The organism is Vibrio sp. Vb0888, assembly GCF_033338835.1.
Classification (GTDB): domain Bacteria; phylum Pseudomonadota; class Gammaproteobacteria; order Enterobacterales; family Vibrionaceae; genus Vibrio; species Vibrio alginolyticus.
Genome location: NZ_JAWOTL010000028.1, coordinates 1 through 25,550, shown reverse-complemented (window position 1 = coordinate 25,550; position 25,550 = coordinate 1). Strand labels below are relative to the sequence as shown.

The 25,550-nt window shown below is 45.2% G+C and carries 21 protein-coding genes; 3 read left to right on the top strand and 18 right to left on the bottom strand.

Annotation, left to right across the window (positions count from 1 at the left end; all coding sequences use genetic code 11):
• Positions 1-28: 28 nt before the first annotated feature.
• From tilS to rpsB, 18 genes are all read right to left on the bottom strand, one after another.
• On the bottom strand, positions 29-1,339 hold the full coding sequence (gene tilS / locus R7P72_RS22205) for a tRNA lysidine(34) synthetase TilS (RefSeq protein WP_104975537.1): 1,311 nt from the start codon (positions 1,337-1,339) through the stop codon (positions 29-31).
• 107 nt (positions 1,340-1,446) lie between these two features.
• Positions 1,447-2,406, bottom strand: a complete 960-nt coding sequence (gene accA / locus R7P72_RS22200) for an acetyl-CoA carboxylase carboxyl transferase subunit alpha (RefSeq protein ID WP_104975538.1) — start codon at positions 2,404-2,406, stop codon at positions 1,447-1,449.
• Between the two features lie 46 nt (positions 2,407-2,452).
• Positions 2,453-5,932 (bottom strand): DNA polymerase III subunit alpha, encoded by a 3,480-nt coding sequence (gene dnaE / locus R7P72_RS22195; RefSeq protein WP_213907262.1) that lies wholly within the window; start codon positions 5,930-5,932, stop codon positions 2,453-2,455.
• A gap of 81 nt (positions 5,933-6,013) precedes the next feature.
• Positions 6,014-6,649: a ribonuclease HII gene (gene rnhB / locus R7P72_RS22190; RefSeq protein ID WP_005380361.1), complete on the bottom strand. Its 636-nt coding sequence runs from the start codon at positions 6,647-6,649 to the stop codon at positions 6,014-6,016.
• Between the two features lie 9 nt (positions 6,650-6,658).
• A complete protein-coding gene (lpxB, locus tag R7P72_RS22185; protein ID WP_005380359.1) occupies positions 6,659-7,798 on the bottom strand; it encodes a lipid-A-disaccharide synthase in 1,140 nt (379 codons plus the stop codon).
• Between the two features lie 119 nt (positions 7,799-7,917).
• Positions 7,918-8,706, bottom strand: a complete 789-nt coding sequence (lpxA, locus tag R7P72_RS22180; RefSeq protein ID WP_005380357.1) for an acyl-ACP--UDP-N-acetylglucosamine O-acyltransferase — start codon at positions 8,704-8,706, stop codon at positions 7,918-7,920.
• Position 8,707: 1 nt separating this feature from the next.
• Positions 8,708-9,160 carry a 3-hydroxyacyl-ACP dehydratase FabZ gene (fabZ, locus tag R7P72_RS22175; RefSeq protein ID WP_005380349.1) on the bottom strand — a complete coding sequence of 151 codons (453 nt, stop codon included), beginning with the start codon at positions 9,158-9,160 and terminating at the stop codon, positions 8,708-8,710.
• 232 nt (positions 9,161-9,392) lie between these two features.
• Positions 9,393-10,424 carry a UDP-3-O-(3-hydroxymyristoyl)glucosamine N-acyltransferase gene (gene lpxD / locus R7P72_RS22170; RefSeq protein WP_005380347.1) on the bottom strand — a complete coding sequence of 344 codons (1,032 nt, stop codon included), beginning with the start codon at positions 10,422-10,424 and terminating at the stop codon, positions 9,393-9,395.
• 6 nt (positions 10,425-10,430) lie between these two features.
• On the bottom strand, positions 10,431-10,940 hold the full coding sequence (locus tag R7P72_RS22165; RefSeq protein ID WP_005391804.1) for an OmpH family outer membrane protein: 510 nt from the start codon (positions 10,938-10,940) through the stop codon (positions 10,431-10,433).
• A 13-nt stretch (positions 10,941-10,953) separates the two neighbouring features.
• Entirely contained in the window at positions 10,954-13,368 is a 2,415-nt protein-coding gene (bamA, locus tag R7P72_RS22160) for an outer membrane protein assembly factor BamA (protein WP_005380335.1), read from the bottom strand.
• Positions 13,369-13,412: 44 nt separating this feature from the next.
• Positions 13,413-14,771, bottom strand: coding sequence for a sigma E protease regulator RseP (rseP, locus tag R7P72_RS22155; RefSeq protein WP_005380334.1), 1,359 nt, complete (start codon positions 14,769-14,771; stop codon positions 13,413-13,415).
• A complete protein-coding gene (gene ispC / locus R7P72_RS22150; RefSeq protein WP_005380333.1) occupies positions 14,771-15,976 on the bottom strand; it encodes a 1-deoxy-D-xylulose-5-phosphate reductoisomerase in 1,206 nt (401 codons plus the stop codon). Before ispC ends, rseP begins: the two co-directional genes overlap by 1 nt.
• A gap of 50 nt (positions 15,977-16,026) precedes the next feature.
• Positions 16,027-16,869, bottom strand: a complete 843-nt coding sequence (locus tag R7P72_RS22145; RefSeq protein ID WP_031779042.1) for a phosphatidate cytidylyltransferase — start codon at positions 16,867-16,869, stop codon at positions 16,027-16,029.
• A 12-nt stretch (positions 16,870-16,881) separates the two neighbouring features.
• Positions 16,882-17,637 carry an isoprenyl transferase gene (locus tag R7P72_RS22140; protein WP_005380331.1) on the bottom strand — a complete coding sequence of 252 codons (756 nt, stop codon included), beginning with the start codon at positions 17,635-17,637 and terminating at the stop codon, positions 16,882-16,884.
• A gap of 96 nt (positions 17,638-17,733) precedes the next feature.
• Positions 17,734-18,291 (bottom strand): ribosome recycling factor, encoded by a 558-nt coding sequence (frr, locus tag R7P72_RS22135; RefSeq protein WP_005380330.1) that lies wholly within the window; start codon positions 18,289-18,291, stop codon positions 17,734-17,736.
• 100 nt (positions 18,292-18,391) lie between these two features.
• Positions 18,392-19,117 (bottom strand): UMP kinase, encoded by a 726-nt coding sequence (pyrH, locus tag R7P72_RS22130; protein ID WP_005380329.1) that lies wholly within the window; start codon positions 19,115-19,117, stop codon positions 18,392-18,394.
• Positions 19,118-19,264: 147 nt separating this feature from the next.
• Positions 19,265-20,110, bottom strand: coding sequence for a translation elongation factor Ts (gene tsf, locus R7P72_RS22125; protein ID WP_005380328.1), 846 nt, complete (start codon positions 20,108-20,110; stop codon positions 19,265-19,267).
• 132 nt (positions 20,111-20,242) lie between these two features.
• Positions 20,243-20,971, bottom strand: a complete 729-nt coding sequence (gene rpsB, locus R7P72_RS22120) for a 30S ribosomal protein S2 (protein ID WP_005380327.1) — start codon at positions 20,969-20,971, stop codon at positions 20,243-20,245.
• Positions 20,972-21,355: 384 nt separating this feature from the next.
• Between rpsB and map the strand changes: the two genes are divergently transcribed.
• The 3 genes from map to R7P72_RS22105 all read left to right on the top strand — a co-directional run bounded on the left by map (position 21,356) and on the right by R7P72_RS22105 (position 25,493).
• Positions 21,356-22,234 (top strand): type I methionyl aminopeptidase, encoded by an 879-nt coding sequence (gene map / locus R7P72_RS22115; protein ID WP_005380326.1) that lies wholly within the window; start codon positions 21,356-21,358, stop codon positions 22,232-22,234.
• 108 nt (positions 22,235-22,342) lie between these two features.
• Positions 22,343-24,967 (top strand): bifunctional uridylyltransferase/uridylyl-removing protein GlnD, encoded by a 2,625-nt coding sequence (gene glnD / locus R7P72_RS22110; protein ID WP_005380324.1) that lies wholly within the window; start codon positions 22,343-22,345, stop codon positions 24,965-24,967.
• 142 nt (positions 24,968-25,109) lie between these two features.
• Positions 25,110-25,493, top strand: coding sequence for a DUF3461 family protein (locus R7P72_RS22105; protein WP_005380322.1), 384 nt, complete (start codon positions 25,110-25,112; stop codon positions 25,491-25,493).
• Positions 25,494-25,550 lie beyond the last annotated feature (57 nt).

The window sequence follows — 25,550 nt, the reverse complement described above, 5'->3', positions numbered from 1 at the left end:
ATAATCGACATTGTGGCATGAATTTTCATTACCTTCGCCAAATAAGTTCACAATCTTGACCATTAAACGCCTGATCAACGAACAGATCTGCCACAGCAACGACTCGGTCTTGATACATCAAAATCGGAATTTGACGACGCAGCCAGCTTGGCACATTGTATTCTTGGAACAACTTCTTCAGCTTTCGACTGTGATTACGCGTGGTTGGATGCGCTGATAAGCCTTCCGGATTAAAGGTCACGCGAAGCAATTCTGGCTGACTCGGAAGCGCAATCGTTGCGTTGCTAGAACTCGTCGTTAAGGTCAGCTCCCCTAGCCGCTCTGGAAGCGATAAAACGGTATCGACTTGAATCGTACTTTGCCACTCAGTGACGTCAGCGATTTCCGTTACCCAATAGAGACGATTTCGAAAACGGCGCACTTCACCTTGTTTAAGTTGTAGTTTGGGGTTGGCATCTTGCTGAGCTAATGCCACTTCATTCCAGATGAGATTGAGTTGTACCTGAGTCGGCATACTAGTATTAAGATTAGCTAGCCACATACGAATCAAGCGCGCACGAGCTAACTCACTGTGCTTAGCCAGCTCTTCAATACTCAAACTTAGATCCGTTTGTAAAGCGCGTTCAAACACCGCGCTCAATAGTTCATCCAATAGCGCTTCTTGTTGAGCACATAAACTTGCACTGCGCTGAACCGCTTGATGGATACTCGGCCAACGACCAGACAATTCAGGAATAACACAATGACGAAGAAAGTTACGATCATAACGGGTATCTTGATTGCTTTCGTCTTCCACCCACTCCAAGCCTAATTTAGTAGCGGCTTCTTCGATGGTCTTCCGCTTGATAGTAAGCAATGGTCGAACTAGAGATCCGCAAGAAAACGGCATACTCTCCGCCATCGAAGATAACCCTTTAGGCCCGCTGCCGCGCTTAAGCGCAAGGAGAAAAGTCTCTATTTGATCGTCGGCATGTTGACCAGTCAACAGTATATCGCCTTCTTGAATGTACTTAGTTAAGGCTTGGTAGCGAGCTTCACGAGCAAGAAGTTCAATACTTTCACCATTGCTGATGTCTAAGCTCACTCGCTCGATCGAGCACGATATCCCCACTTGTTGTGCCCAAAGTAAGCATTTATCGGCCCAATTATCGGCATTCGAGCTTAAACCATGGTGCACATACACAGCGTGACACTCTACAGAGTGCGCCTGTTGGTAGCGACTGAGTAATTCGAGTAAAAGACGTGAATCCACTCCTCCGCTAAACGCCAAGACAACCTTAGTGCCTAATTGATAGTAGCGGCCGAGAACTTGAGCAAAATGCGGGTAAAGCGATTCCATAAGCGATCCGATAGGTACAAAAAAAGGGCTGGACTCTCATCCAACCCTTTCTATTTTAACTGTTATCACTTGAGATATCAGCTAACGCTTAATAGCAATCACCGAAATTAACAGTAACCGTAGCTCATTAGACGCTGGTAACGACGCTCACGTAGCGTCTCTTCATCCAATTGTTCTAGATCTTTTAGCTGACGAAGTAGTGTCGCTTTCATATTCGCTGCCATTTGAACATGATCGCGATGAGCGCCGCCTAGTGGCTCTTCAATGATTTCGTCGATCAGTTCAAGCTCTTTAAGACGCGGAGCAGTTAGACCCATTGCCTCTGCCGCTTGTGGCGCTTTGTCTGAATCACGCCATAAGATTGAAGCACAACCCTCAGGAGAAATTACTGAGTACGTAGAGTACTGAAGCATGTTCACATAGTCGCCTACACCGATTGCTAGTGCACCACCAGAACCGCCTTCACCAACAACGTTACAGATTACTGGCACTTTAAGACCAGACATCACTTTTAGGTTTTTCGCGATAGCTTCAGATTGACCACGCTCTTCTGCGCCCACACCTGGATACGCGCCAGCCGTGTCGATAAATGTGATGATCGGCATGTTGAAACGCTCTGCCATTTCCATCAAACGTAGCGCTTTACGGTAACCTTCTGGTTTTGGCATACCAAAGTTACGTTTCACTTTCTCTTTGGTTTCACGACCTTTTTGGTGACCAATGATCATCACAGGGCGGCCTTCAAGGCGAGCCATGCCACCCACAATCGCTTTGTCGTCTGCAAATGCGCGGTCACCCGCTAATTCATCAAACTCCTCAAAAGCGTGTTGGATGTAATCCAGCGTGTAAGGACGTAATGGGTGACGAGCCAGTTGAGCTGTTTCCCATGCGCCTAGGTCGCTGAAGGTTTTTTTCTTCAGCTCTAAGCTTTTCTTCTCAAGCTGTTCGATTTCTTTATCCAGGTCAATCGCAGAATCACCACCGTGACGAGAGACATCACGTAATGCTTCAATTTTCGCTTCTAGTTCTGCAATTGGCTTTTCAAATTCAAGAAAGTTTAGGCTCATCTATGAATCCTTGTTTACTCAGCGTCTAACATATTGCGCTGAATTTTTAGTTAAATTCGAGTTCTACCTGGCTTTTGCCAAGTAACTGTTTTAAATCGTCGAGTAATGTATCACTTGGCGTTACTCGCCACTCGGTGCCCAATGTTAACCGCGCTCTGGCGTCGGCACGCTGGTAGTATACATTGACGGGTACGGTTCCGGCTTTGTGCGGTTCTAAAATACGGCTGAACTGCTCAAAAAACTGATCATTGATCTGATTTGCATCTATCGATACCGACAAACCACGAGCGTATTTCTCGCGCGCACTGCCAAGATCCATAACTTCACGCGCCGACATTTTAAGGCCACCGTTGAAGTCATCAAAGCTGACCTGTCCAGAAACGACCAAAATTCTGTCTTTTTCGAGAAGTTCAGCGTATCGATCCAGCGCATCTGAGAACAACATCACTTCCATACGACCACTTCGGTCATCCAGTGTCATAATACCAATTCGTGTACCACGCTTGGTCGTCATTACACGAGCGGCAAGAACCAGGCCGGCTACCGTGACAGATTGATCGCGGCGAGTGGGCGTTGCGTCTTTTAGTCGACAACTGGTGTATTTGTTTAGTTCCTTTACGTAGGCGTTAATTGGGTGCCCTGTCAAATATAGGCCTAGGGTATCACGCTCGCCCTCTAACCACACTTTTTCTGGCCAAGGCGGAACCTGCGTATACTTATGCTCTACTTCTTCAGGTGCATCCGTCAGCACACCAAACATATCCGTTTGACCAAACGCCTCAGCTTGGTGATGTTGACTTGCTGCTTTTACCGCATCATTGAGTGACGCCATCATCGCCGCGCGGTGTGGGCCTAGTCGATCCAACGCGCCCGCGTAAATCAGCTTCTCTATCACTCGTTTATTGACGCGTTTTAGATCAACTCGAGCACAGAAATCAAATAGGTCTTTAAAGTGACCACCTTTATTTCTCGCCTCAAGAATCGCATCGATAGGGCCCTCACCAACCCCTTTTATCGCACCAATACCGTAAACAATTGCGCCATTTTCATCAACATTAAAGCGATATAGGCCAGAGTTGATGTCTGGTGGCAGCACGGTAAGCTTCATACGGAAACACTCATCGACCAAGCCAACGACTTTTTCCGTGTTATCCATATCGGCTGTCATTACCGCAGCCATAAATTCGGCAGGATAATGTGTTTTCAGCCAAAGAGTTTGATAAGAAACCAATGCATAAGCAGCAGAGTGCGATTTGTTAAAACCATAACCGGCGAACTTTTCTACCAAGTCGAAGATTTTCATCGCCAACTCGCCATCGATACCGTTCTTTATCGCACCTTCTTCAAAGATAGCACGTTGTTTTGCCATCTCTTCTGGCTTTTTCTTACCCATTGCACGACGAAGCATGTCCGCACCACCTAGCGTATAACCCGCTAAGATCTGCGCAATCTGCATTACCTGCTCTTGGTACAGGATGATGCCATAGGTTGGATCAAGCGTCTCTTTTAGCGACTCGTGTTGCCACTTTTCATCTGGATAAGAGATCGCTTCTCGACCATGTTTACGGTCGATAAAGTTATCTACCATGCCCGATTGCAAAGGACCCGGACGGAAGAGTGCTACCAATGCGATAATGTCTTCGAAACAGTCTGGCTGAAGTCGTTTGATCAGCTCTTTCATGCCTCGAGATTCAAGCTGGAATACTGCTGTCGTTTCAGAGTTTTGCAACAAACGGAAAGAGGCAGGGTCTTCTAACGGTATGGATTCAATTTGAACCGGTTCTTTCCCTTCTCGCTCTAGGCGTGGGTTAATCAGTCCTAACGCCCAGTCAATAATGGTTAAGGTACGTAAACCCAAGAAGTCAAACTTAACTAGGCCAGCGGTCTCAACATCGTTTTTATCAAATTGAGTAACCGGAAAGTGACCTTCAGCGTCTGCATAAATTGGCGCAAAATCGGTAATTGTTGTAGGTGAAATTACAACACCACCAGCGTGTTTACCGGCGTTTCGCGTACAGCCTTCCAAAATATGACACATGTCGATGAGTTCTTTAACTTCCTCATCGGCCTCATACAATTCAGGTAGTGCAGGTTCAGCTTTAAACGCTTTATCTAGCGTCATGCCTGGATCGGGCGGGATCAGCTTTGAAATACGATCAACAAAACCAAATGGGTGGCCCAATACGCGGCCAACGTCACGGATTACCGCTTTTGCCGCCATGGTACCAAACGTGATGATCTGAGATACCGCGTCGCGACCGTACATTTCCGCAACGTGGTCAATAACCTGGTCACGTTTATCCATACAGAAATCGACGTCGAAATCGGGCATCGAAACACGTTCTGGGTTCAAGAAACGTTCGAACAGCAAGTCATATTCTAGTGGATCCAGATCGGTGATTTTTAGTGCGTAAGCCACCAAAGAACCAGCACCGGAACCACGTCCAGGACCGACAGGAATTCCATTATCTTTTGACCACTGGATGAACTCCATTACGATCAAGAAGTAACCAGGAAATCCCATTTGGTTGATAACATCTAGCTCTATCTGAAGACGTTCATCATATTCAGGTCGGCGACGTTTTCTCTCTTCCTCATCTGGAAATAGGAACTCTAAACGCTCTTCCAACCCCTCTCGGGATTTCATGACTAGGAACTCAGTCTCTTTCATCCCTTCGGTTGGGAAAGCTGGTAGGAAGTACTCACCTAAGCGCACAGTCACGTTACAACGCTTCGCTATCTCGACACTGTTTTCTAACGCTTCAGGAATATCAGCAAACAGCTCACACATTTCTTCTTCTGTACGAAGATATTGCTGCGGACTGTAGTTTTTTGGCCTGCGCGGATCTTCTAATGTGTAACCATCGTGAATCGCTACGCGTATTTCATGAGCATCAAATAGGTCAGGACTCAGGAATACAACTTCATTGGTCGCCACTACTGGCAAGTCTTGCTGCTCTGCCAATTCAACTGCAAAGTGAAGATAAGTTTCTTCATCTGGACGACCGGTACGAAGTAACTCAAGATAAAAGCGATCTGGAAAATGCTGTTTATAAAAATCAACACACCCCTGCACTAGTTGACGGTTGCCTTTCAAAAGGCCGCGACCAATTTCCCCGCTTTTACCGCCGGATAATACAATCAAGCCTTCAGACATTTCAGCCAACCAGGCTTTATCAATCACAGGGTGGTGTTGAACATGTCCACGTAAGTACGCTTTTGATATCAATAACGTCAGGTTCTTATAACCCACATTATCCGCCGCAAGCAAAGTCACTTGAGTCAGCTCTTCACCAAACTCGTCCGACTGCATTTTAAAGTCAGCACCAATGATCGGTTTAACACCACTGCCATGTGCTGTACCGTAAAACTTCACCAAACCACATAGGTTGGTAAAGTCGGTCAACGCCATTGCGGGCATACCGAGCTCAGCAACTTTCTTCACGATTGGCGGAACTTTGTTGAGGCCATCCACCATCGAGAAGTCACTATGAACACGCAGGTGGATGAATTTGGGATCTGACATTAACAGGTACCGTGTAACTCTATTTTGTTGGGGATTCTAACCTAAAGAGGTTGGGTTTATAACACCAATTAGATCGTTTGATTATTCTATGCCTAACGCTTTTTTTACTGGCTTGAAACTCTTGCGGTGTTCACTGATCACTCCGTGTTGCTCAATCGCTTCAAAGTGCGCTTTAGTTGGGTAACCTTTGTGCTTCGCGAAGCCAAATTGTGGATGAAGTTTATCCAACTCTTCCATCTCTTGGTCACGCACGACTTTGGCAATAATTGAAGCCGCACTGATTTCGGCAACACGTAGATCGCCTTTTACTACAGCTTGAGCATCCATTGGCAGCTCCGGACAACGGTTACCATCAATCAACACCAAATCAGGTTGAACCTGTAACCCCGCCACTGCACGCTGCATCGCAACCATAGTCGCCTGCAAAATATTCAGTTGATCGATTTCTTCAGGAGAACAACGCCCGACCGCCCACGCCAATGCTTTTTCTTTGATTTCAGGAAGCAACGCCATGCGTTTCTTTTCGGTCAATTTTTTCGAATCGTTCAACCCTTCAATAGGATTGTTAGGATCAAGGATAACCGCAGCGGTGACGACGTCTCCCACCAAAGGGCCACGTCCGACCTCGTCGACTCCGGCCACAAGCTGATAACCTTGCGGATATTCAAACGGAGGGAGTTCAACTTTGGTTTTGGTCGCTTTTGGTTTAACAGCCATGATAAATCTCTATTTTTCAATCAGTTTTAGAACTGCGTTTGCGGCTTGTTGGTCCGCATCTTTACGAATCCAATGATGCATTTCCGTAAACTTATCTAACATCGGTTTATTGTCGCTTTCCAATAAGCGAGAAACCTCAGTAAACAAATTGTCTGGTGTGCACTCATCTTGTAGATATTCTTTGACGAGCTCATCATCCGCCAAGATATTCGGCAATGACACATACTTCGTTTTCAATAGACGTTTAGCTAAGAAAGCAGTAAATGCATTCACACGATAACCCACCACCATTGGACGCTTGAGAAGCATACACTCCAACGCTACGGTACCGGAGGCCAACATCACGGCATCGGATGCGGTGATGACGTTGCGTGCGGTGTCATCAACTAACTTGAAGTCCAACTCTGGCGCTAGCTCTTTCCATGCTTGTTCAAACTGCTCACGGCGTTTTTGATTAACAAGCGCGACAACAAACCCCATTTCTGGAAATTTTTTATGGAGTAACTTGCAGGTTTCAATAAATGGCTCTGAGAGCATTTTTAACTCGCTACCACGACTGCCTGGCAGGACAGCAAGCCACTTTTTATCTTGTTCTAAACCAAGCAACTCACGTGCAGGCGCTTGTTCTGATTCTAGTGGGATGGCATCAGCCAAGGTATGACCAATGAACTCGCAAGGTACATTAAATTTGTCGTAGAACGCTTTCTCAAACGGAAGAAATGCTAGTACCAAGTTCGTTGCCGCTTCTATTTTAAAGATGCGCTTCTGACGCCAAGCCCAAACAGACGGACTCACGTAATGAACGGTTTTAATGCCCGCTTGCTTGAGGTCAAGCTCCAGGCGTAAGTTGAAGTCAGGAGCATCGATCCCGATGAAAACATCAGGCGGATTCTGAGTAAAATACTGAACGAGCTCAGCTTTCACTTTAAGAAGTCTCGGTAAGCGGCCTAAAACCTCGACTAATCCCATCACCGCAAGCTCTTCCATATCAAACAGAGACTCGCAACCTTGGGCTATCATTTTCGGACCACCAATGCCTACGAACTCTGCGTCTGGATATTGTTGCTTTACTGCTTTGATAAAGCCTTCACCTAGCGTATCGCCAGACAATTCTCCGGCAATGATGCCAATACGTAATGGTCTTTCCATATCTACTTCGCTATTTTTCCTGTGCGCTATGGATAACGGTTTGCCTTATCCATAAAACACAAAAAGATCGTAACCTCAAATTTGGTCACGATCTTTTTATTTATTGGTTCATTCGCCAATTAACGAATAATGCCACGTTCCGTCGTTTCCAGAATATCTGAGAAACGCTTCACAGCCGGCCACTCTTGAGCCATTTCAGCCAGAATAGGCTTCACTTCTTCTAGCGTCTTACCTGAACGGTAGATTTCTTTATACGCTTTTTGTAGCGCACGAATCTCTGGTTTCTCAAAGCCATTACGCTTCAAGCCAACAAGGTTCAAGCCGAATGGAGTAGCGTGGTTACCTTGCGCGAGTACATAAGCTGGGACATCTTGCACCACAGCTGAACAGCCGCCAATGTATGCGTAAGCGCCCACTGTACAAAACGGATGAATCGCAGACAGTGCCATCACACCGGCATAATCATCAACAGTAACGTGACCACCAAGAATCGAGTTATTACCGATATGAGTGTGGTTACCAATAACAACATCATGCGCAACGTGTGCATTCACACACAATAAGTTGTCATCACCAATGATCGTGGTTGCTTTGTCTTGCACTGTGCCGCGGTGAACTTGGACCGCTTCACGAATGACGTTACGGTCACCGATAACCACAGTTGTGTCTTCACCACCGTATTTTTTGTCTTGGTTTTCTTCACCAATGACAGCATGTGGGAAAATACGGTTATCTTTGCCAATAGTTGTGTGACCTTTGATCACAACGTGAGACATCACTTCTGTGCCTTCACCAATTTCAACCGTAGAGGTGATGTACGTAAAAGGACCTACTGTTACGTTAGCACCAATTTTGGCGCCCTCTTCTACCACCGCTGCCGGGTGGATTTTAGCGGTTTCATGAATCATATTAAAACTCTCGACGAGCACACTTCAGTTCTGCAGAACATACCACTTCGCCGTCAACTTTTGCTACACCGCTAAATGCAGCAATGCCGCGACGTTCTTTCAGAAATTCTACCTCAATAACCAATTGGTCGCCCGGAACCACTGGTTTACGGAATTTCGCGCCGTCTACGCTTGCAAAGTAGTACAGTTCATTTTCTGTTGGTGCACCAAATGATTTAAATGCAAGTAAGCCTGTTGCCTGAGCCATTGCTTCTAAAATCAAAACACCTGGGAATACTGGTAGTTGAGGAAAGTGACCTGTGAACTGAGGTTCGTTAACCGACACGTTTTTAATCGCGTGAAGGTACTTCTCTTCTTGGAAGTCTATCACTCGGTCGATCAATAAGAATGGGTAGCGATGAGGTAGTAGCTCTTGAATTTCAGAGATGTTCATCGTTTTCTTTTCAGTAGTCAAAGTCGTCTTCCTATATCAATTTTTTGCCGCCAAGATGGCAAACGTGGCAACAGGTCGTAAAGCCGAATCGCTTTGCAATATACTAGCAAAATACGCACCATCTTGGAGTTAAATCTACTTAGAGCGCGTCATTATAGAAGAAAAAGACCCGCATTTCGCGAGTCTTCGTACAGAATATGGAACTAGAGCCTGTTAGCTTTCACGTTAAATACAGAGCGAAAGATAACTTGTTCTAAATTTCTTCTTTCTGTTCCAGCTGTTTTTCAACCGCTTTCAGGCGCTTATTCATCTCATCAATACGGTGAACTCGAGTTGCAGTTTTACGCCACTCTCTGTTCGTTTGTAGTGGAATACCTGATGAGTAAAGGCCTTTTTCTTCGATACTGCGCATTACCATGCCCATACCTGTAATCGCCACACCATCTGCGATAGTGATATGGCCATTCAGAACAGACGCGCCGCCAATCTGGCAGTACTTACCAATTTTTGTACTGCCCGCGACAATAGTACCACCAGGCATCACGGTACCATATCCGATCTGCACGTTGTGCGCGATTTGAAGTTGGTTATCCAGAATGACATTGTCTTCAATGATAGTATCTTCGAGTGCACCGCGGTCAATCGTAGTACAAGCACCAATCTCAACGCGGTTACCGATACGCACTGAACCAAGCTGAGGAATTTTAATCCACTCGCCTTTGTCATTCGCGTAACCGAAGCCATCAGAGCCAATGACGGTACCCGATTGAACGAGACAGTCATCACCCAATGACACTTCATGGTAGATAGTGACATTAGCCCAAAGCTTGGTGTTATTCCCTAGCTTGGCGTTCTTACCGATAAAACAACCAGCACCAACACTTACGTTGTCGCCGAGTTCCACGCCCGTTTCAATCACAGCGTTAGCGCCGATTGTAACGTTCTCACCCATCTTAACGTCAGCGGCAATCACAGCACTTGGTGCAATATCGTCTGCCGGTTTTGGTGTGGTATCCATCGCTTGGACCACACGAGCAAATGCGACATAAGGGTCTGAAACCACTAGCGCATTTCCAACGCATTGATCTTTATGCTCAGCCTTTACCATAACAACGGTAGCTTGGCACTCAGAAAGGTGTTTTGCGTATTTTGGGTTAGACAAGAAGGTTACGTCACCTTCTTGTGCTTTATCCATTGGAGCAACACGGCTTACAACGAGAGACTCGTCACCAAACAGCTCACCCCCGGTAATTGTCGCCAATTCGGCTAATGTTAATGTCTTCATAACTTCTTATTTTAGAGCTTTAATTACGTCTTCAGAGATATTGTATTCTGGCTTGCCGTACTGCAAAGCAGAGATGTCAATCACAAGATCGTAACCATTTTTGTCTGCGACTTTCTTAACTGCATCTTGAATCGTTTTGAAAAGCTTCGCTTTTTCTTCAGCTTCACGACGCGCACTTGCTTTTTCAAGTGCTTGTGCTTTCACTTTGTACTCGCTGTCTAGCTTCGCGATATCGATACGTAGCTTTTCAACTTCGTCTTGACCCAAAAGCTCGCCGTCACGTTGTAGCTTCTCAATCTTTGTTTTAGCTTGTGCTTGGATTGACTTCAGTTCATCAGCTTTGCTTTTGAAGTCTTTCTGCATTTTTTGTAGTACAACTTCACGTTGAGGAAGAGCTTGAAAAACTTGAGCTGTATTTACGTAAGCAATTTTCTGTGCAGCTTCTGCCGCATTTGCAAACATTGAAGAGCTCAGTACAAGAAGGCCAATCCCAGCCGCTTTGATCATTTTATTCAAAATATTTTCCTCTTTAGAAAGTTCTACCGATAGTGAATGTGAAGAACTCTTCATCATCGCCATCAAATTTCTTAATTGGTTTCGCTAGTGAGAATACTAGTGGCCCCATTGGAGACATCCACTGCAACGCCGCACCGTAAGAAGAGCGGTAGTTGGTTGGATCTGAGTAATCGTAGTAGTAGTTAGCACCCGAAATGTTGCTATTTTCTCGATAATCAAACTCGGTATCCCAAACACTTGCCATATCAAAGAAGATACTGGTACGAATTTGGTTTTGTACTTCCTCTGATGCGAACGGCGTTGGAACGATCAACTCAATACTTGCTAATGCGACTGCGTTACCACCCACTGAATCATCTGTCGCAATATCTGTACCATTGTTAGAGCCGGATGTATCGCGGTAAACCGCTTTAGGGCCAACAGAGTTTGAGCCAAAGCCACGAAGCGATGTAAAGCCACCGGCGTAGTAGTTTTCGTAGAATGGGAACAAGTTATCGTTACCATCCGTTTGACCGTAACCATTACCGTAACCTAAGCGGCCACGGAACAAGAGGGTAAACTCGTGCTTTTTAGTCAATGGCACATACTGGCGAACATCGTACTGCATTTTGAAGTATTGAACGTCAGAGCCAGGTACGGTCATTTTATAGAATGCACGCTGATGGTTACCTGCCGTAGGGAAATAGCCACGGTTTAAGTTATTACGTGTCCAAGAGATATTGAAGTCGAAGTCGTTCGTATTCAATGCCCCACTTGAATCTATATTATCTTTTTGCGCTTCTAAGAACTGCTCTACCTGCAAGTAAGGCGATAAGTTACCGATCTTGTTGTGCGTATAACCGACACCGAATTCAAAACGGTTCAACTCATCGAATGGGAAGCCCCACGTTAAGCTCGCGCCATAGCTTTCGTTGGTATAGTCAACGATATTGGCTTCTTTAGCTTCAAATTCGTTATAGAAAACCTTACCACCTAAGCTTACACCGTCTAAGTTCCAGTACGGATCACGGTAATCAAGACTGATGTTTTTCTGGTAGTCATTCATCATCGCGTTGATACCAACACGGTTACCGCTACCAATAAAGTTATCTTGTTGCAGGCCAACCTGGAAGCTCACACCCGATTCTGTACCGTAGCCAACACCGAAGTTAACGCTACCAGAGTTCGCTTCTTTGACAGAGTAAACTAGGTCAACTTGATCATCACTACCAGGAACTCGAACCGTCTGTACTTCAACATTTTCAAAGTAGCCCAAACGATTTAGACGAGTTTTACCCGTTTCAATCGATTTCGAGTTCAACCAACTGCCTTCCATCTGACGCATTTCACGACGAAGGACTTCATCTTTGGTTGAGTTATTACCCGTGAAGCGAATATCACGAACATAAATTCGGTTACCCGGGTCTACGTTAACGACCAAAGAAACTTCTTGATTCTCGTCGTCAAACTCTGGAATGGTATTCACTTGAGGATAAGCATAACCGGACTCACCAAGCACACGCTTAATCCCTTCTTCCATTGAAGTCACCAACGAGCCGTTGTATGTCTCATTGTCTTCAAATGGCACAAGTCTTTCGAACGTCGCTTCCTCACCAATCAAATCACCACGGAACTTCACGTCCTTAACGGTGTAAACCTCGCCCTCTTCTAGACCAAGAGTAATGTATACCCCTTTCTTGTCAGGAGAGATTGCAACTTGTGTCGAATCAACGTTAAATTTTAAGTAACCACGATCCAGGTAGAATGATTTGAGTGCTTCAATATCACCTGCAAGAACTTGCTTTTGATACTTTTCATCAGAAAGGAAATTCCACCACGGCACATCAACATTTAAGTTAAAGCGCGAAAGCAGTTCTTCATCACTGAACACTTCATTACCGATAAAGTTGATTTGCTGAATTTTTGCCGACACACCTTCAGTAAAGACAAACTTAAGATCAGAACGATTACGTGGTAGTGGAGTCACCACCGCTTTTACTGTTGCGTTGTATTTACCTACGCTGTAGTAAAAGTCTTCTAAGCCTTTTTCAATGTTGCTTAGCGTGGTGCGGTCAAGCGCTTCACCTTCACGAACGCCAGACGCGTTCAGGTTTTCTTGTAGCTGCTCGTCCTTGATTGCTTTGTTACCTGAAAAAGAGATGCTTGCAATGGTAGGACGTTCTTTGACTTGAACCATCAGAACACCACCGTCACGCAACACTTTCACATCTTCAAAGTTACCAGATGCATACAGGGCGCGGATAATTTCTGCAACATCGCCTTGGCCAATGGTATCACCGACACGTACAGGCATTTTCAACAATGCAGCACCCAGTGCTACACGCTGCAATCCATCGATTTCAATATCTTGAACTACGAAGTTCTCTGCTCCATTTGCAGATACACTGGTCGCCAGTAAACTTGCAAATAGAATTCGCTTAATCGCCATACTTGTTCTAATTATTCCTTGCTACTGCTTTTGTCTCTGAACTATCACAGACGAGTAAAATCATTAAATAGCGCTAACGCCATGAGCGAGAAGATGATCGCACCACCAATTCTAAAACCCATTTCCTGCACTTTCTCAGGAACAGGACGTCGAATGACAGCTTCAATTGCAAAAAACAACAAATGACCGCCATCCAACATTGGTAAAGGAACGAGATTAATAATACCTAGGTTAACACTAATTAGAGCGAGAAAACCTAAAAAGTAGACCAAACCATAATCTGCTGTCGCGCCTGCGCCTTTGGCTATTGATATTGGTCCACTCAGATTATTCAGACCAACGTCTCCAACAATCAGCTTCTTAAGCATGCTGATTGTCAAACCAATGACTTGGCCAGTTTTGTCTACTGCTTTACCTATTGACTCGAATACACCAAACTGAAGATCGAAGCGATAACTTTCTGGCCATTCTGCGACTTTAGGTGCAATACCTGCAAAACCAACGACTTCTTTGTTAGCTAGCTCACGGCTACCGGGCGTCAGCGTCAATGTTTGCTCATAACCCTGACGCAACACCGTCAATTCAAGCGGTGTATCAGGATTAGAACGAACCGCTTCAACCACTTGCTTCCATTCGGTTACGCGTTGTTGACCAATTGCGACAACCTCATCACCTGGAAGCACACCGGCTTTTTCCGCCGCTCCACCTTGCGAGACCTGCTCGATAACTCGATACACCTCCGGTGTATACGGAGCAAAACCTAACGACTGCATCGCTGACTGAGTTTCTGGGTCGAACTTCCACTCACGTAAATCGAGCGTTTTCGTTACTTCTGAACCAACTTCATTCGCTGACGTTAGTGTTACCGTCATCAAATCATCGCCAATATGAGAAATCAATCCCATATTTACTGATTCCCAATCCGGAGTTTTGATACCAGATATCGATTTAAGTTCCATTCCAGATTCAATTCCAGCTTCCGCAACAATCGAATTGGGCGTAACTTCACCAATTACAGGCTTAACAGCTGGGATACCAATTAGAAATACCAGCCAATAGGCAAAAATTGCGAAAAGAAAATTAAAGATGGGGCCAGCCGCAACAATAGAGGTTCGCTTCCATAACGGCTTCTTATCAAACGCTAGGTGCTTCTCATGCTCTGGCACCTCATCGACACGGCTATCAACCATTTTCACATAGCCGCCGAGAGGGATCATTGAGATGCTGTACTCCGTTCCGTCTTTGCCTACTTTACTCCAAATAGACTTGCCGAAACCGATTGAAAACTTTTCAACTTTAACGCCGCAACGGCGAGCAACCCAAAAATGCCCAAATTCGTGCACGGCAACAAGAATGCCCAGTGCGACGATAAAAGAAATGAGATTCCACAATATACCAGTCATCAGCTACGCTCGCGTATGGTTTCTAGGGCAATAGTTCGTGCCATTCTATCTAGCTCGAGCAAGCTTTCCAAGCTATTCGCATTCTCAGCTTTGCAGCTTGCGTTGATTTTATTCAACACAGACTCATTGATGCGAGCAATATCGGTAAAACCTAGTCTGTTATTTAAAAATGCATCAACAGCGACTTCATTAGCTGCATTCAATGCTGTTGTTGCGTGTTGACCTTCATAACAGGCATCAATTGCGAGTTTTAAACATGGGTAACGAGCAAAATCAGGCTGCAAAAACGTCAGCTCACCAACTTTCGTGAAGTCTAGCGGCTTAACCCCAGCTTCCACTCTTGACGGGTATGACATGGTGAGCGCAATTGGCGTCGCCATATCCGCTTCTCCCATTTGTGCCAAGACCGAACCATCACGATACTGAACCATAGAATGAATTACCGATTGAGGATGAATAACCACCTTCAGTTGTTCGCGATCAGCATTAAATAGCCACTTAGCTTCGATATACTCAAGGCCTTTATTCATCATCGTGGCAGAGTCAACAGAAATTTTTGGCCCCATCGACCAGTTTGGATGAGCAATCGCCTGCGCGGGTGTCACCTGCTCCAGTTCTGCGATGTCAGTGTAACGGAAAGGACCACCAGATCCAGTCAACAAAATATGAGAAATGCCATGTTCTTGTAAATTGCAACGACCTAGACTGGTTTGTACTTGCTGTGGTAAACATTGGAAAATGGCGTTGTGTTCACTATCGACGGGAAGTAGCTCTGCGCCAAATTCTTCAACGGCATCAATAAATAGCTGGCCTGACATTACAAGTGCTTCTTTATTTGCCAACAAGACTCGCTTACCTGCTTTCACGGCAGCCATGGTAGGCAATAAGCCAGCGGCTCCTACAATAGCAGCCATTACACTGTCGACCTCGTCCAGCGAAGCAATATGGCATAGCGCATCAACACCACCTAGCACTTCGGTACCTGGCGAAACTGAGTGTAGCTCAGCTTGAAGTTGAGACGCCGCAGCTTTATCTGCCATGACCGCATACTTAGGTTGCCACTGACGACATAAACCGATCATCTTTTCAACGTTAGTGCTTGCCGCTAAGGCAACGACAGAAAACAGATCTGGGTTTTGTTCGACCACTTTAAGCGTGCTTGCACCAATTGATCCAGTAGCACCAAGAATCGTTAACTTTTGCATGTTGTAAGACCGTTAGAAAGCTCAGGAGCGACGACGCCGCTCCTGATAAATTAGAATACGTAGTAAAGAAGAGCAAAAACTGGGAATGCTGCGGTTAGGCTGTCGATACGATCTAGCACACCACCGTGCCCTGGGATAATGTTACTGCTGTCTTTAATGCCTGAGACACGTTTGAACATACTTTCAACCAGATCACCAAGCACTGAAACAACGACAGTAACCAGCGTAATCAGCACCATATGGACAGGGCTAGTGAACTGGATATCGAACCAATCAGCAAATGCCCACGCTACGATTAATGCCGTGATAATGCCACCAATTAACCCTTCAATGGTTTTATTGGGGCTTACATGAGGAGCCATCTTACGTTTGCCTAAGCTTTTGCCTGCAAAGTAGGCGCCGCTATCTGCAGCCCATACCAAGAAACAAACGTACAACACAAGCTTTGCGCCGTGGTATGGATCTACAGTGATGTCATACGCTCTGAGAATAATCACACTCCAAAGGAATGGGATTAATGTCAGAAAACCAAATACATGACGTAAAACAAAATTACTTTGCCAAGATTTCGTCGTTTTGGGGTAAGTAATCGCCATTAAGCTAGCAATAATCCACCAAACAAAACCAATACCCAAGACGACATAATGAGGTGTCGTTAAGTGATTGAGGCTATATGCATCAGGCGAGATGTATAGAAAACTAAGTCCGGTAATAATGATTGCCGGCACAAGGGCAGCAATGCGAGAGTTGCTTCCTGTAAACTGAGTCCACTCCCAAAAACCTAATAGCGTTATTGCAGTTAAAGCGGCAATAAAGCCCATTAGCGGTAATTTAAAAATGCCTAAAATAACCAGGGGAGCTAAAATTAGTGCTGTTATTATTCTCTGTTTCAAACTAACTAGTCCTTATTGAGCTGCCATCAATGCCTTTATTTGTTCACCTGTACAGCCAAAACGACGTTCTCGGTTGATAAACCAAGTCACAGCTTCTACCAAACTGTCTTCATCGAATTCTGGCCAGTACTCTGGTGTAAAGTACATTTCTGCATAAGCCATTTGCCACAACATAAAGTTGCTGATGCGGCACTCTCCACTGGTGCGAATTAAAAGATCCACTTCCGGTAGGTCTGCCATGGTCAAATGCTCAGTGATTAGCTGCTCATTGATATCCTCTACACGAATTTCACCGTTACGTGCTTTTAGCGCTAACGTTTTAGCAGCTTCTGTGATGTCCCATTTACCGCCATAGTTGGCTGCAATGTTGATCACCATACCCGTGTTATCTGCCGTTAGGTTTTCTGCTTCTACAATTTTCTTTTGTAGACGCTCACTAAATCGACTGGTATCACCGATCACGCGCAACCGTAAGTTATTTTTGTGTAGTTTTTTTACTTCACTAGACAGGACCGTGATAAACAGTTCCATCAAAAGACCCACTTCTTCCTCCGGACGACGCCAGTTTTCACTACTAAAAGCAAACAGCGTCATGGCTCTAATGCCTAGTTTTGAAGCAGCAGCCACGGTCTTACGAACGGCACTAACGCCTTTTTTATGACCAAATACGCGAGGTTTTCCTTTGGACTTAGCCCAACGGCCATTACCGTCCATAATGATGGCAATATGCTTAGGAAGGGAATCAGAGAAGGCTTGAGAATTTTGCATAGGGAGTTAATTGAGTTCCATCAGTTGGATAGACTAACATAAAAAAACGCTGAGCTGTGAGCACAGCGTTTTCCAACAGTGATGTGTGTGGGAGTATTAAACTTCCATCAACTCTTTTTCTTTTGCAGCAAGAACTTCATCGATCTTCTTAACTGCAACGTCAGTTAGCTTTTGAATTTCGTCTTGTGCTTTACGGTCTTCATCTTCAGAGATTTCTTTATCTTTTAGAAGCGCTTTAAGATCGTTGTTTGCGTCACGACGGATGTTACGAACAGCAACACGACCACCTTCAGCTTCACCACGGACGATCTTAACTAGGTCTTTACGACGTTCTTCCGTTAGCGGTGGAAGTGGAACGCGGATGATAGTGCCAGCTGACATAGGGTTTAGACCAAGGTCAGACGTCATGATCGCTTTTTCTACTTTCGGCGTCAGCTCTTTATCAAAAACCGTGATTGCAAGTGTACGTGCATCTTCAGCAATAACGTTTGCTACTTGGTTTAGAGGTGTTGCTGCACCGTAGTATTCTACAGAAATACCAGATAGTAGGCTTGGGTGTGCACGACCTGTACGAATTTTAGAAAGGTTGTTCTTAAGCGCTTCAACGCTTTTATCCATGCGCTCTTGCGCGTCTTTTTTGATTTCGTTAATCACAGTTTCACCTTAAAAATGTCATCTTTCCTGAAGAAAGCCTAAAACGGTTGAGCAAAGCAAGCACCACCCTAACGCTTTGGAGTGGCACCTTAAGCCAAGCTTATTCGTTGATGAGCGTGCCTTCTGCTTCGCCCATAACCACGCGACGTAGTGCGCCTGGCTTGTTCATATTAAATACGCGGATTGGCATTTTGTGGTCACGAGCTAGCGTAAACGCCGCCAAGTCCATAACTTTCAGCTCTTTATCCAGAACTTCCGCATAAGATAGCTTATCATACAGCTCTGCGTCTGGGTTTGCTACAGGGTCAGCAGTAAATACACCATCAACTTTCGTCGCTTTTAGTACGACATCCGCTTCAATTTCGATACCACGTAAACAAGCAGCAGAATCCGTTGTAAAGAACGGGTTACCAGTACCAGCAGAGAAGATGACAACTCGGCCTTGGCGAAGCTCACGGATCGCATCAGCCCAATTATAGTCGTCACATACGCCTTTTAGAGGGATTGCAGACATAACGCGCGCATTTACGTATGCACGGTGAAGAGCATCACGCATCGCTAGGCCATTCATTACTGTAGCAAGCATACCCATGTGGTCACCAACTACGCGGTTCATACCAGCTTCAGCTAGGCCTGCACCACGGAACAAGTTACCGCCACCGATAACTACACCAACCTGAACACCCAGTTCAACCAGTTCTTTAACTTCTTGTGCCATACGATCAAGGACCGCAGGATCAATACCAAAACCGTCTTCACCTTGAAGAGCTTCACCACTCAGTTTTAATAGAATACGTTGATACGCTGGTTTAGGGTTCGTAGTCATGGAGTTTACCTTCCAAAGAGAGTTGTTGATTAACAGTCATGAATAGACACAACTTCAGTTATGGCTATTCATCACGGCTAATCGTTCACTGCTCATAAAAAGACCGCAGCCTTGGCTACGGTCTAATCTTTATACAGTCTCTAAGGATTAACCTTTTTGAGCTGCTGCAACTTCTTCAGCGAAGCTCATTTCTTCTTTCTTCTCGATACCTTCACCTACTTCTAGGCGAACGAACGTAGAAACTGAAGCGCCTTTTTCTTTCAGCATTTCGCCTACAGTTTTCTTAGGCTCCATGATGAAAGCTTGACCTGTTAGAGAGATCTCGCCAGTGAATTTCTTCATGCGGCCAACAACCATCTTCTCAGCGATTTCAGCAGGCTTGCCTTCGTTCATTGCGATTTCAACTTGAACCGCTTTCTCTTTTTCTACTACGTCAGCTGGTACGTCTTCTGGGTTAACGAACTCAGGCTTAGAAGCAGCAACGTGCATTGCAACGTGCTTAAGAGTTTCTGCGTCGCCTTCACCAGCAACAACAACACCGATTTTCTCACCGTGACGGTAAGAAGCGATTGCAGTGCCTTGAACGTATTCTACGCGACGGATAGTGATGTTTTCACCGATTTTAGCTACTAGAGCTACACGTGCGTCTTCGAATTGTGCTTGTAGTTCTTCAACAGAAGCTTTTGAAGCTAGAGCTGCAGCTGCAACTTCTTCTGCGAATGCAGTGAAGTTACCGTCTTTAGCAACGAAGTCAGTTTGGCAGTTAACTTCAAGAAGAACAGCAACGCCGTTTTCTTCTTTGATGATGATTGCGCCTTCAGCTGCAACGTTACCAGCTTTCTTAGCTGCTTTCGCTGCGCCAGATTTACGCATGTTTTCAATTGCTAGTTCGATGTCAGCGTTTGCTTCTACAAGCGCTTTCTTACATTCCATCATGCCAGCGCCAGTACGCTCGCGAAGTTCTTTAACTAGAGCAGCAGTTACAGTTGCCATTCTGTCTTCCTCGTTTGATTCGAAATAAGGTAAAAAACAGGGGCCTAACATTGTCGGCCCCCATTGCTAACTATAACTTAGTTTATGCTACACAAAGGTTTCACATAGACCAAGTGTGACACAGAGCCGCTATTATTCAGCTTCTACGAAACCGTCTTTTTCAGCAACTGCAGCTACGTCTTTGTTACGACCTTCAGATACTGCTGAAGCAGCAGCGTTCAGGTATAGCTGTACAGCGCGGATCGCGTCGTCGTTACCTGGGATTACGTAGTCAACGCCGTCTGGGTTAGAGTTAGTATCTACCACAGCGTATACTGGAATACCTAGGTTGTTAGCTTCTTTAATTGCAATGTGTTCGTGATCAGCGTCGATTACGAATAGAGCGTCTGGTAGGCCGCCCATGTCTTTGATACCACCAAGAGATTTCTCTAGCTTCTCCATTTCGCGAGTACGCATTAGAGCTTCTTTCTTAGTTAGTTTGTCAAAAGTACCGTCTTGAGATTGAGTCTCTAGTTCTTTTAGACGCTTGATAGACTGACGAACTGTTTTGTAGTTTGTAAGCATACCGCCTAACCAGCGGTTGTTTACGTAAAACTGGTTGCTTGCGATTGCAGCTTCTTTAACAGCTTCAGATGCAGCGCGCTTAGTACCTACGAATAGAACCTTACCTTTCTTCTCGCCAACTTTAGCTAGTTCAGCTAGAGCGTCGTTGAACATTGGTACAGTTTTTTCTAGGTTGATGATATGAACTTTGTTACGAGCACCAAAGATGAATGGCTTCATTTTTGGGTTCCAGTAACGAGTCTGGTGACCGAAGTGAACACCAGCTTTTAGCATATCGCGCATTGATACAGTTGCCATTTTAAAATCCTCTATGGGGTTAGGCCTCCACATTCCCCATAACTCCGACCAAGCTTCTGCTCAGCACCCCGGAATATGTGACGGAATGTGTGTGATTTAAAGATAAAAGGTTATTCGGATGAAGCTTGCTTCGCCGCTTAACTTTGCTAAACGAAGAGAACAGTCCTCTATTCCGGCGCGCTTTATACCATATTTTAGCTCACTGTGGCTAGTAAAAATTATTTCTTCACCGAGCCACTTTCTCCTATTTATAAGCAAAACTTTAAACATATGATCGAATTAAGAATGATGCATATTCCTATCTAACTTGGGTTAACGCCCCGATGTCTGATAGAATGCGGCCATTCGCACGTTTACGTGCATAGGAATAAGTAGAGAAAGCCAATGTCAATCAAGATTAAAACTGCTGAAGAAATAGAACGCATGCGCATTGCGGGCAAGCTAGCCGCAGAGATTCTAGAAATGATCGAACCACACATCAAAGTTGGTGTGACGACAGAAGAGTTAAACAAAATCTGTCATGAGTACGCTCTAGAAAAAGGCGCATACTCTGCTCCGCTTGATTATCATGGTTTCCCTAAGTCGATCTGTACTTCAATCAACCATATCGTATGCCATGGTATTCCAGCGGAAAAAGACGAAATCGGTAGCAACGGCCAAATGAAGCCGGCGGTACTAAAAGATGGTGACATCTTAAACGTTGATATTACCGTAATCGTTCCAAATGATGAGAATGCCGATCTGAGCGTGCGTCCTCAGGGGTACCATGGTGACACTTCTAAGATGTTCCTAGTCGGTGATGTTTCGCCTGCAAACAAACGTCTGTGCATGGTAGCTCAAGAAGCACTGTATGTTGGTATGCGTACCGTTAAGCCAGGTTCAACGGTTGGTGACATCGGTACAGCTATCGAGAAGTACATCAAAGAGAACAACAAGAACAATCCTCGCAACAAGTTTTCTATTGTGAAAGACTTCTGTGGTCACGGTATCGGCGATGAGTTCCATGAAGAACCACAAGTGGTTCATTACAAGAACAAAGACCGCCGCGTATTAAAAGAAGGCATGTGCTTTACTATTGAGCCGATGATTAACGCTGGTAAATTTGGTTGCTCTGTTGATGCACAAGATGACTGGACTGTTTACACGGGCGACGGCAAGAACTCTGCGCAATGGGAACATACCATTGTAGTAACAAAAGAAGGTTGTGAAGTACTAACGCTTCGTAGCGACGATACGATTCCTCGCCTAATGAAAAACGCGTAAAGCTGACGACCACTCGTTGTTTACTATATCCCTGCTTCGGCGGGGATATTTTTTATCTGCCGCAAATTTGTTAGATTGTTATTAGATTAGCTTGCACGGATGGCAAATATGACACTTCAGTCCCCTCTTTCCTTTTCCGATGAACAAATCAATATCGGTGAACTCAAACGAGAATTAGAGAAGTTTAGCTCTAATCAAAACCAAGAGTTTCTCAATCATCATCCGGTAACAAGCTTGGTTTTAGCCAGAGCTGAATATATGGATCTGCTTCTCAATCGTTTGTGGCAACATTTTGGTTTCAAGGATATTTACAACATTTCCCTGGTTGCCGTTGGTGGCTACGGACGCGGTGAGCTGCATCCACTCTCCGATATCGATATTTTGATTCTGTCGAACAATAAACTGCCAACCGCGTTAGAAGCAAAAATCAGCGAATTCATTACGCTGTTGTGGGATTTAAAACTCGAGGTCGGACACGCTGTTCGCACCGTTACTGAATGTGCTGAAATTGGTAAAGCCGATCTAACGGTCGCGACAAACCTGCAAGAAGCGCGACTGCTGTGTGGAAGCGAGGACACCTTTCAGGCACTGAAGAAAGTCGTGTTATCAGACTCCTTCTGGCCAAGTGAGACGTTTTACCGCGCTAAAATTCAAGAGCAGCGCGAACGCCATGCACGTTACCACGACACGACCTACAACTTAGAACCGGACATTAAATCAACCCCTGGCGGGCTACGCGATATTCATACATTAAGCTGGGTCGCTCGACGTCACTTTGGTGCGACTTCATTGTTGGAAATGAGCCGATACGGATTTTTAACTGACGCAGAATACCGAGAATTGGTTGAATGTCAGGACTTCCTTTGGCGAGTACGTTTCGCTCTGCACATGGAGCTTCGCCGCTATGACAACCGCTTGACCTTTGCTCATCAAGCACAAGTTGCGGAAAATCTAGGCTACGTCGGAGAAGGCAATCGAGGCGTAGAAATGATGATGAAAGAGTTCTACCGCACGCTTCGTCGTGTGGCAGAGCTCAATAAAATGCTACTCAAACTCTTTGACCAAGCGATCATTAATGGTGGGGCAACAGAAAGTGCCGAGATTCTCGATACGGACTTTCAACGTCGCGGTTCTTTAATTGAAGCGCGGAAACCCGCATTGTTCCAAGCTCGCCCAGAAACTATTCTGGATATGTTCTTACATATTGCTAACGACTCGACTATTGAAGGGGTGAGCCCACCAACGCTGCGTCAACTGCGCACCGCTCGCCGTCGGCTCAACAAGTTTTTGCACACCATTCCTGCTGCGCGTGAAAAGTTCATGGCGTTATGTCGTCACCCTAATGCTCTGCACAAAGCATTCAGTCTCATGCACCGATTAGGGGTTATGGCGGCCTATTTACCGCAATGGAGTCAGATTGTTGGTCAAATGCAGTTTGACTTATTCCATGCCTACACAGTTGATGAACACAGTATTCGCTTACTTAAACACATCAACACTTTTAGTGACCCAGAAAATCATGCGAAGCACCCAATTTGCTGTGACGTCTACCCTCGAATGCAAAAGAAAGAGCTGCTGATTATTGCCGCTATTTTCCACGATATCGGGAAAGGTCGTGGCGGCGATCACTCAATTATCGGTGAAGGAGAAGCATACGACTTCTGCATTGAGCATGGCTTATCGAAGCCCGAAGCCAAACTTGTCGCTTGGTTGGTAAGACATCATCTATTAATGTCTGTCACCGCACAGCGCCGAGACATTTATGATCCTGATGTCATTACCGAATTTGCCAAAAAAGTCAGAGACGAAGAATCTCTCGATTATCTTGTATGCCTGACAGTTGCAGATATTTGTGCAACGAACCCAGAACTTTGGAATGCTTGGAAACGAACTTTACTTGCGGAGCTGTATTACTCCACACAACGTGCTTTACGTAGAGGCCTAGAGAACCCTGTCGATGTGCGTGAGCGAATTCGCCACAATCAACAAATGGCCTCCGCAATGCTGCGCAAAGAGGGGTTTGCCGCGCGCGAAATTGAAGTATTGTGGCAACGCTTCAAAGCTGACTACTTCCTTCGTCATACCCATACGCAAATCGCGTGGCACTGCGAACACTTACTTCGCATGGAAGATCCGACTAAGCCTTTGGTATTGATCAGTAAAAAAGCCACTCGTGGCGGCACTGAGGTGTTTGTATATACGAAAGACCAGCCTGCTTTATTTGCGACGGTCGTGGCGGAGTTAGATAGGCGTAATTTTAATGTACACGACGCGCAAATCATGACCAGCAAAGATGGGCACGTGATTGATACCTTTATGGTACTCGATCAACATGGCGAAGCGATCGATGAGTCTCGTCACGCGGCGGTGATTAAACACCTCACCCATGTACTGGAGGCGGGCCGACCAACCAAGATTAAAACGCGCCGTACTCCGAACAAACTTCAGCACTTTAATGTGAAAACCAAAGTCGACTTCTTACCAACCAAAGGTAAAAAACACACTTTAATGGAGTTTGTCGCGCTAGACACACCAGGGCTGTTGGCCAAAGTAGGCCGTACGTTTGCTGATTTAAATATCAACCTTCACGGTGCCAAAATCACCACCATTGGTGAGCGAGCAGAAGACTTGTTTATTTTAACCAGTGATGCAGGAGGAAGATTAAGTGAAGAACAGCAAGATGAGCTAAGAGAGAGATTGATCGAAAAGTTATCTGATGAGGTCGCAGCTTAGATAAAACCTGCCAATCTTTTCGGTTCAGGGCGAGAGCGATCTTGCCCACAAGTTAAGCATTTTGGCTAAATATCAGCTATCTAGCTCATACATAGGCTGCTACAGTTATATCAATATCAATTCGATGTAATAGAGGTAGCCTATGTATCCCCACCTCACTGGTTTGGGTATTCACGACCCTAAGCAGATTGAACGTTATTCCCTACGCCAAGAAGCACACAAAGACGTACTCAAGATATATTTCCACAAGCAAAAAGGCGAACTATTCGCTAAAAGCGTTAAATTCAAATACCCACGCCAAATCAAAAATGTTCTTGTTGATAGTGGCAGTCACAAATATAAAGAAGTAACGGAAATCAACCGTAACCTCACATTAGTCATTGATGAACTGAATAAAATCACTAAGCCAACGAAACAACCTGAGGTTGATGTCAAAGAGAAAATTCTCTCAGACCTTCGTCATTTAGAAAAAGTCGTTTCGAGCAAGATCGCAGAGATCGAGGCGGATCTCGAAAAACTAAAGTAAAACGTTAAGTCTTAAATATTAAAAAGGGTTAGCATTGATGCTAACCCTTTTTATTTG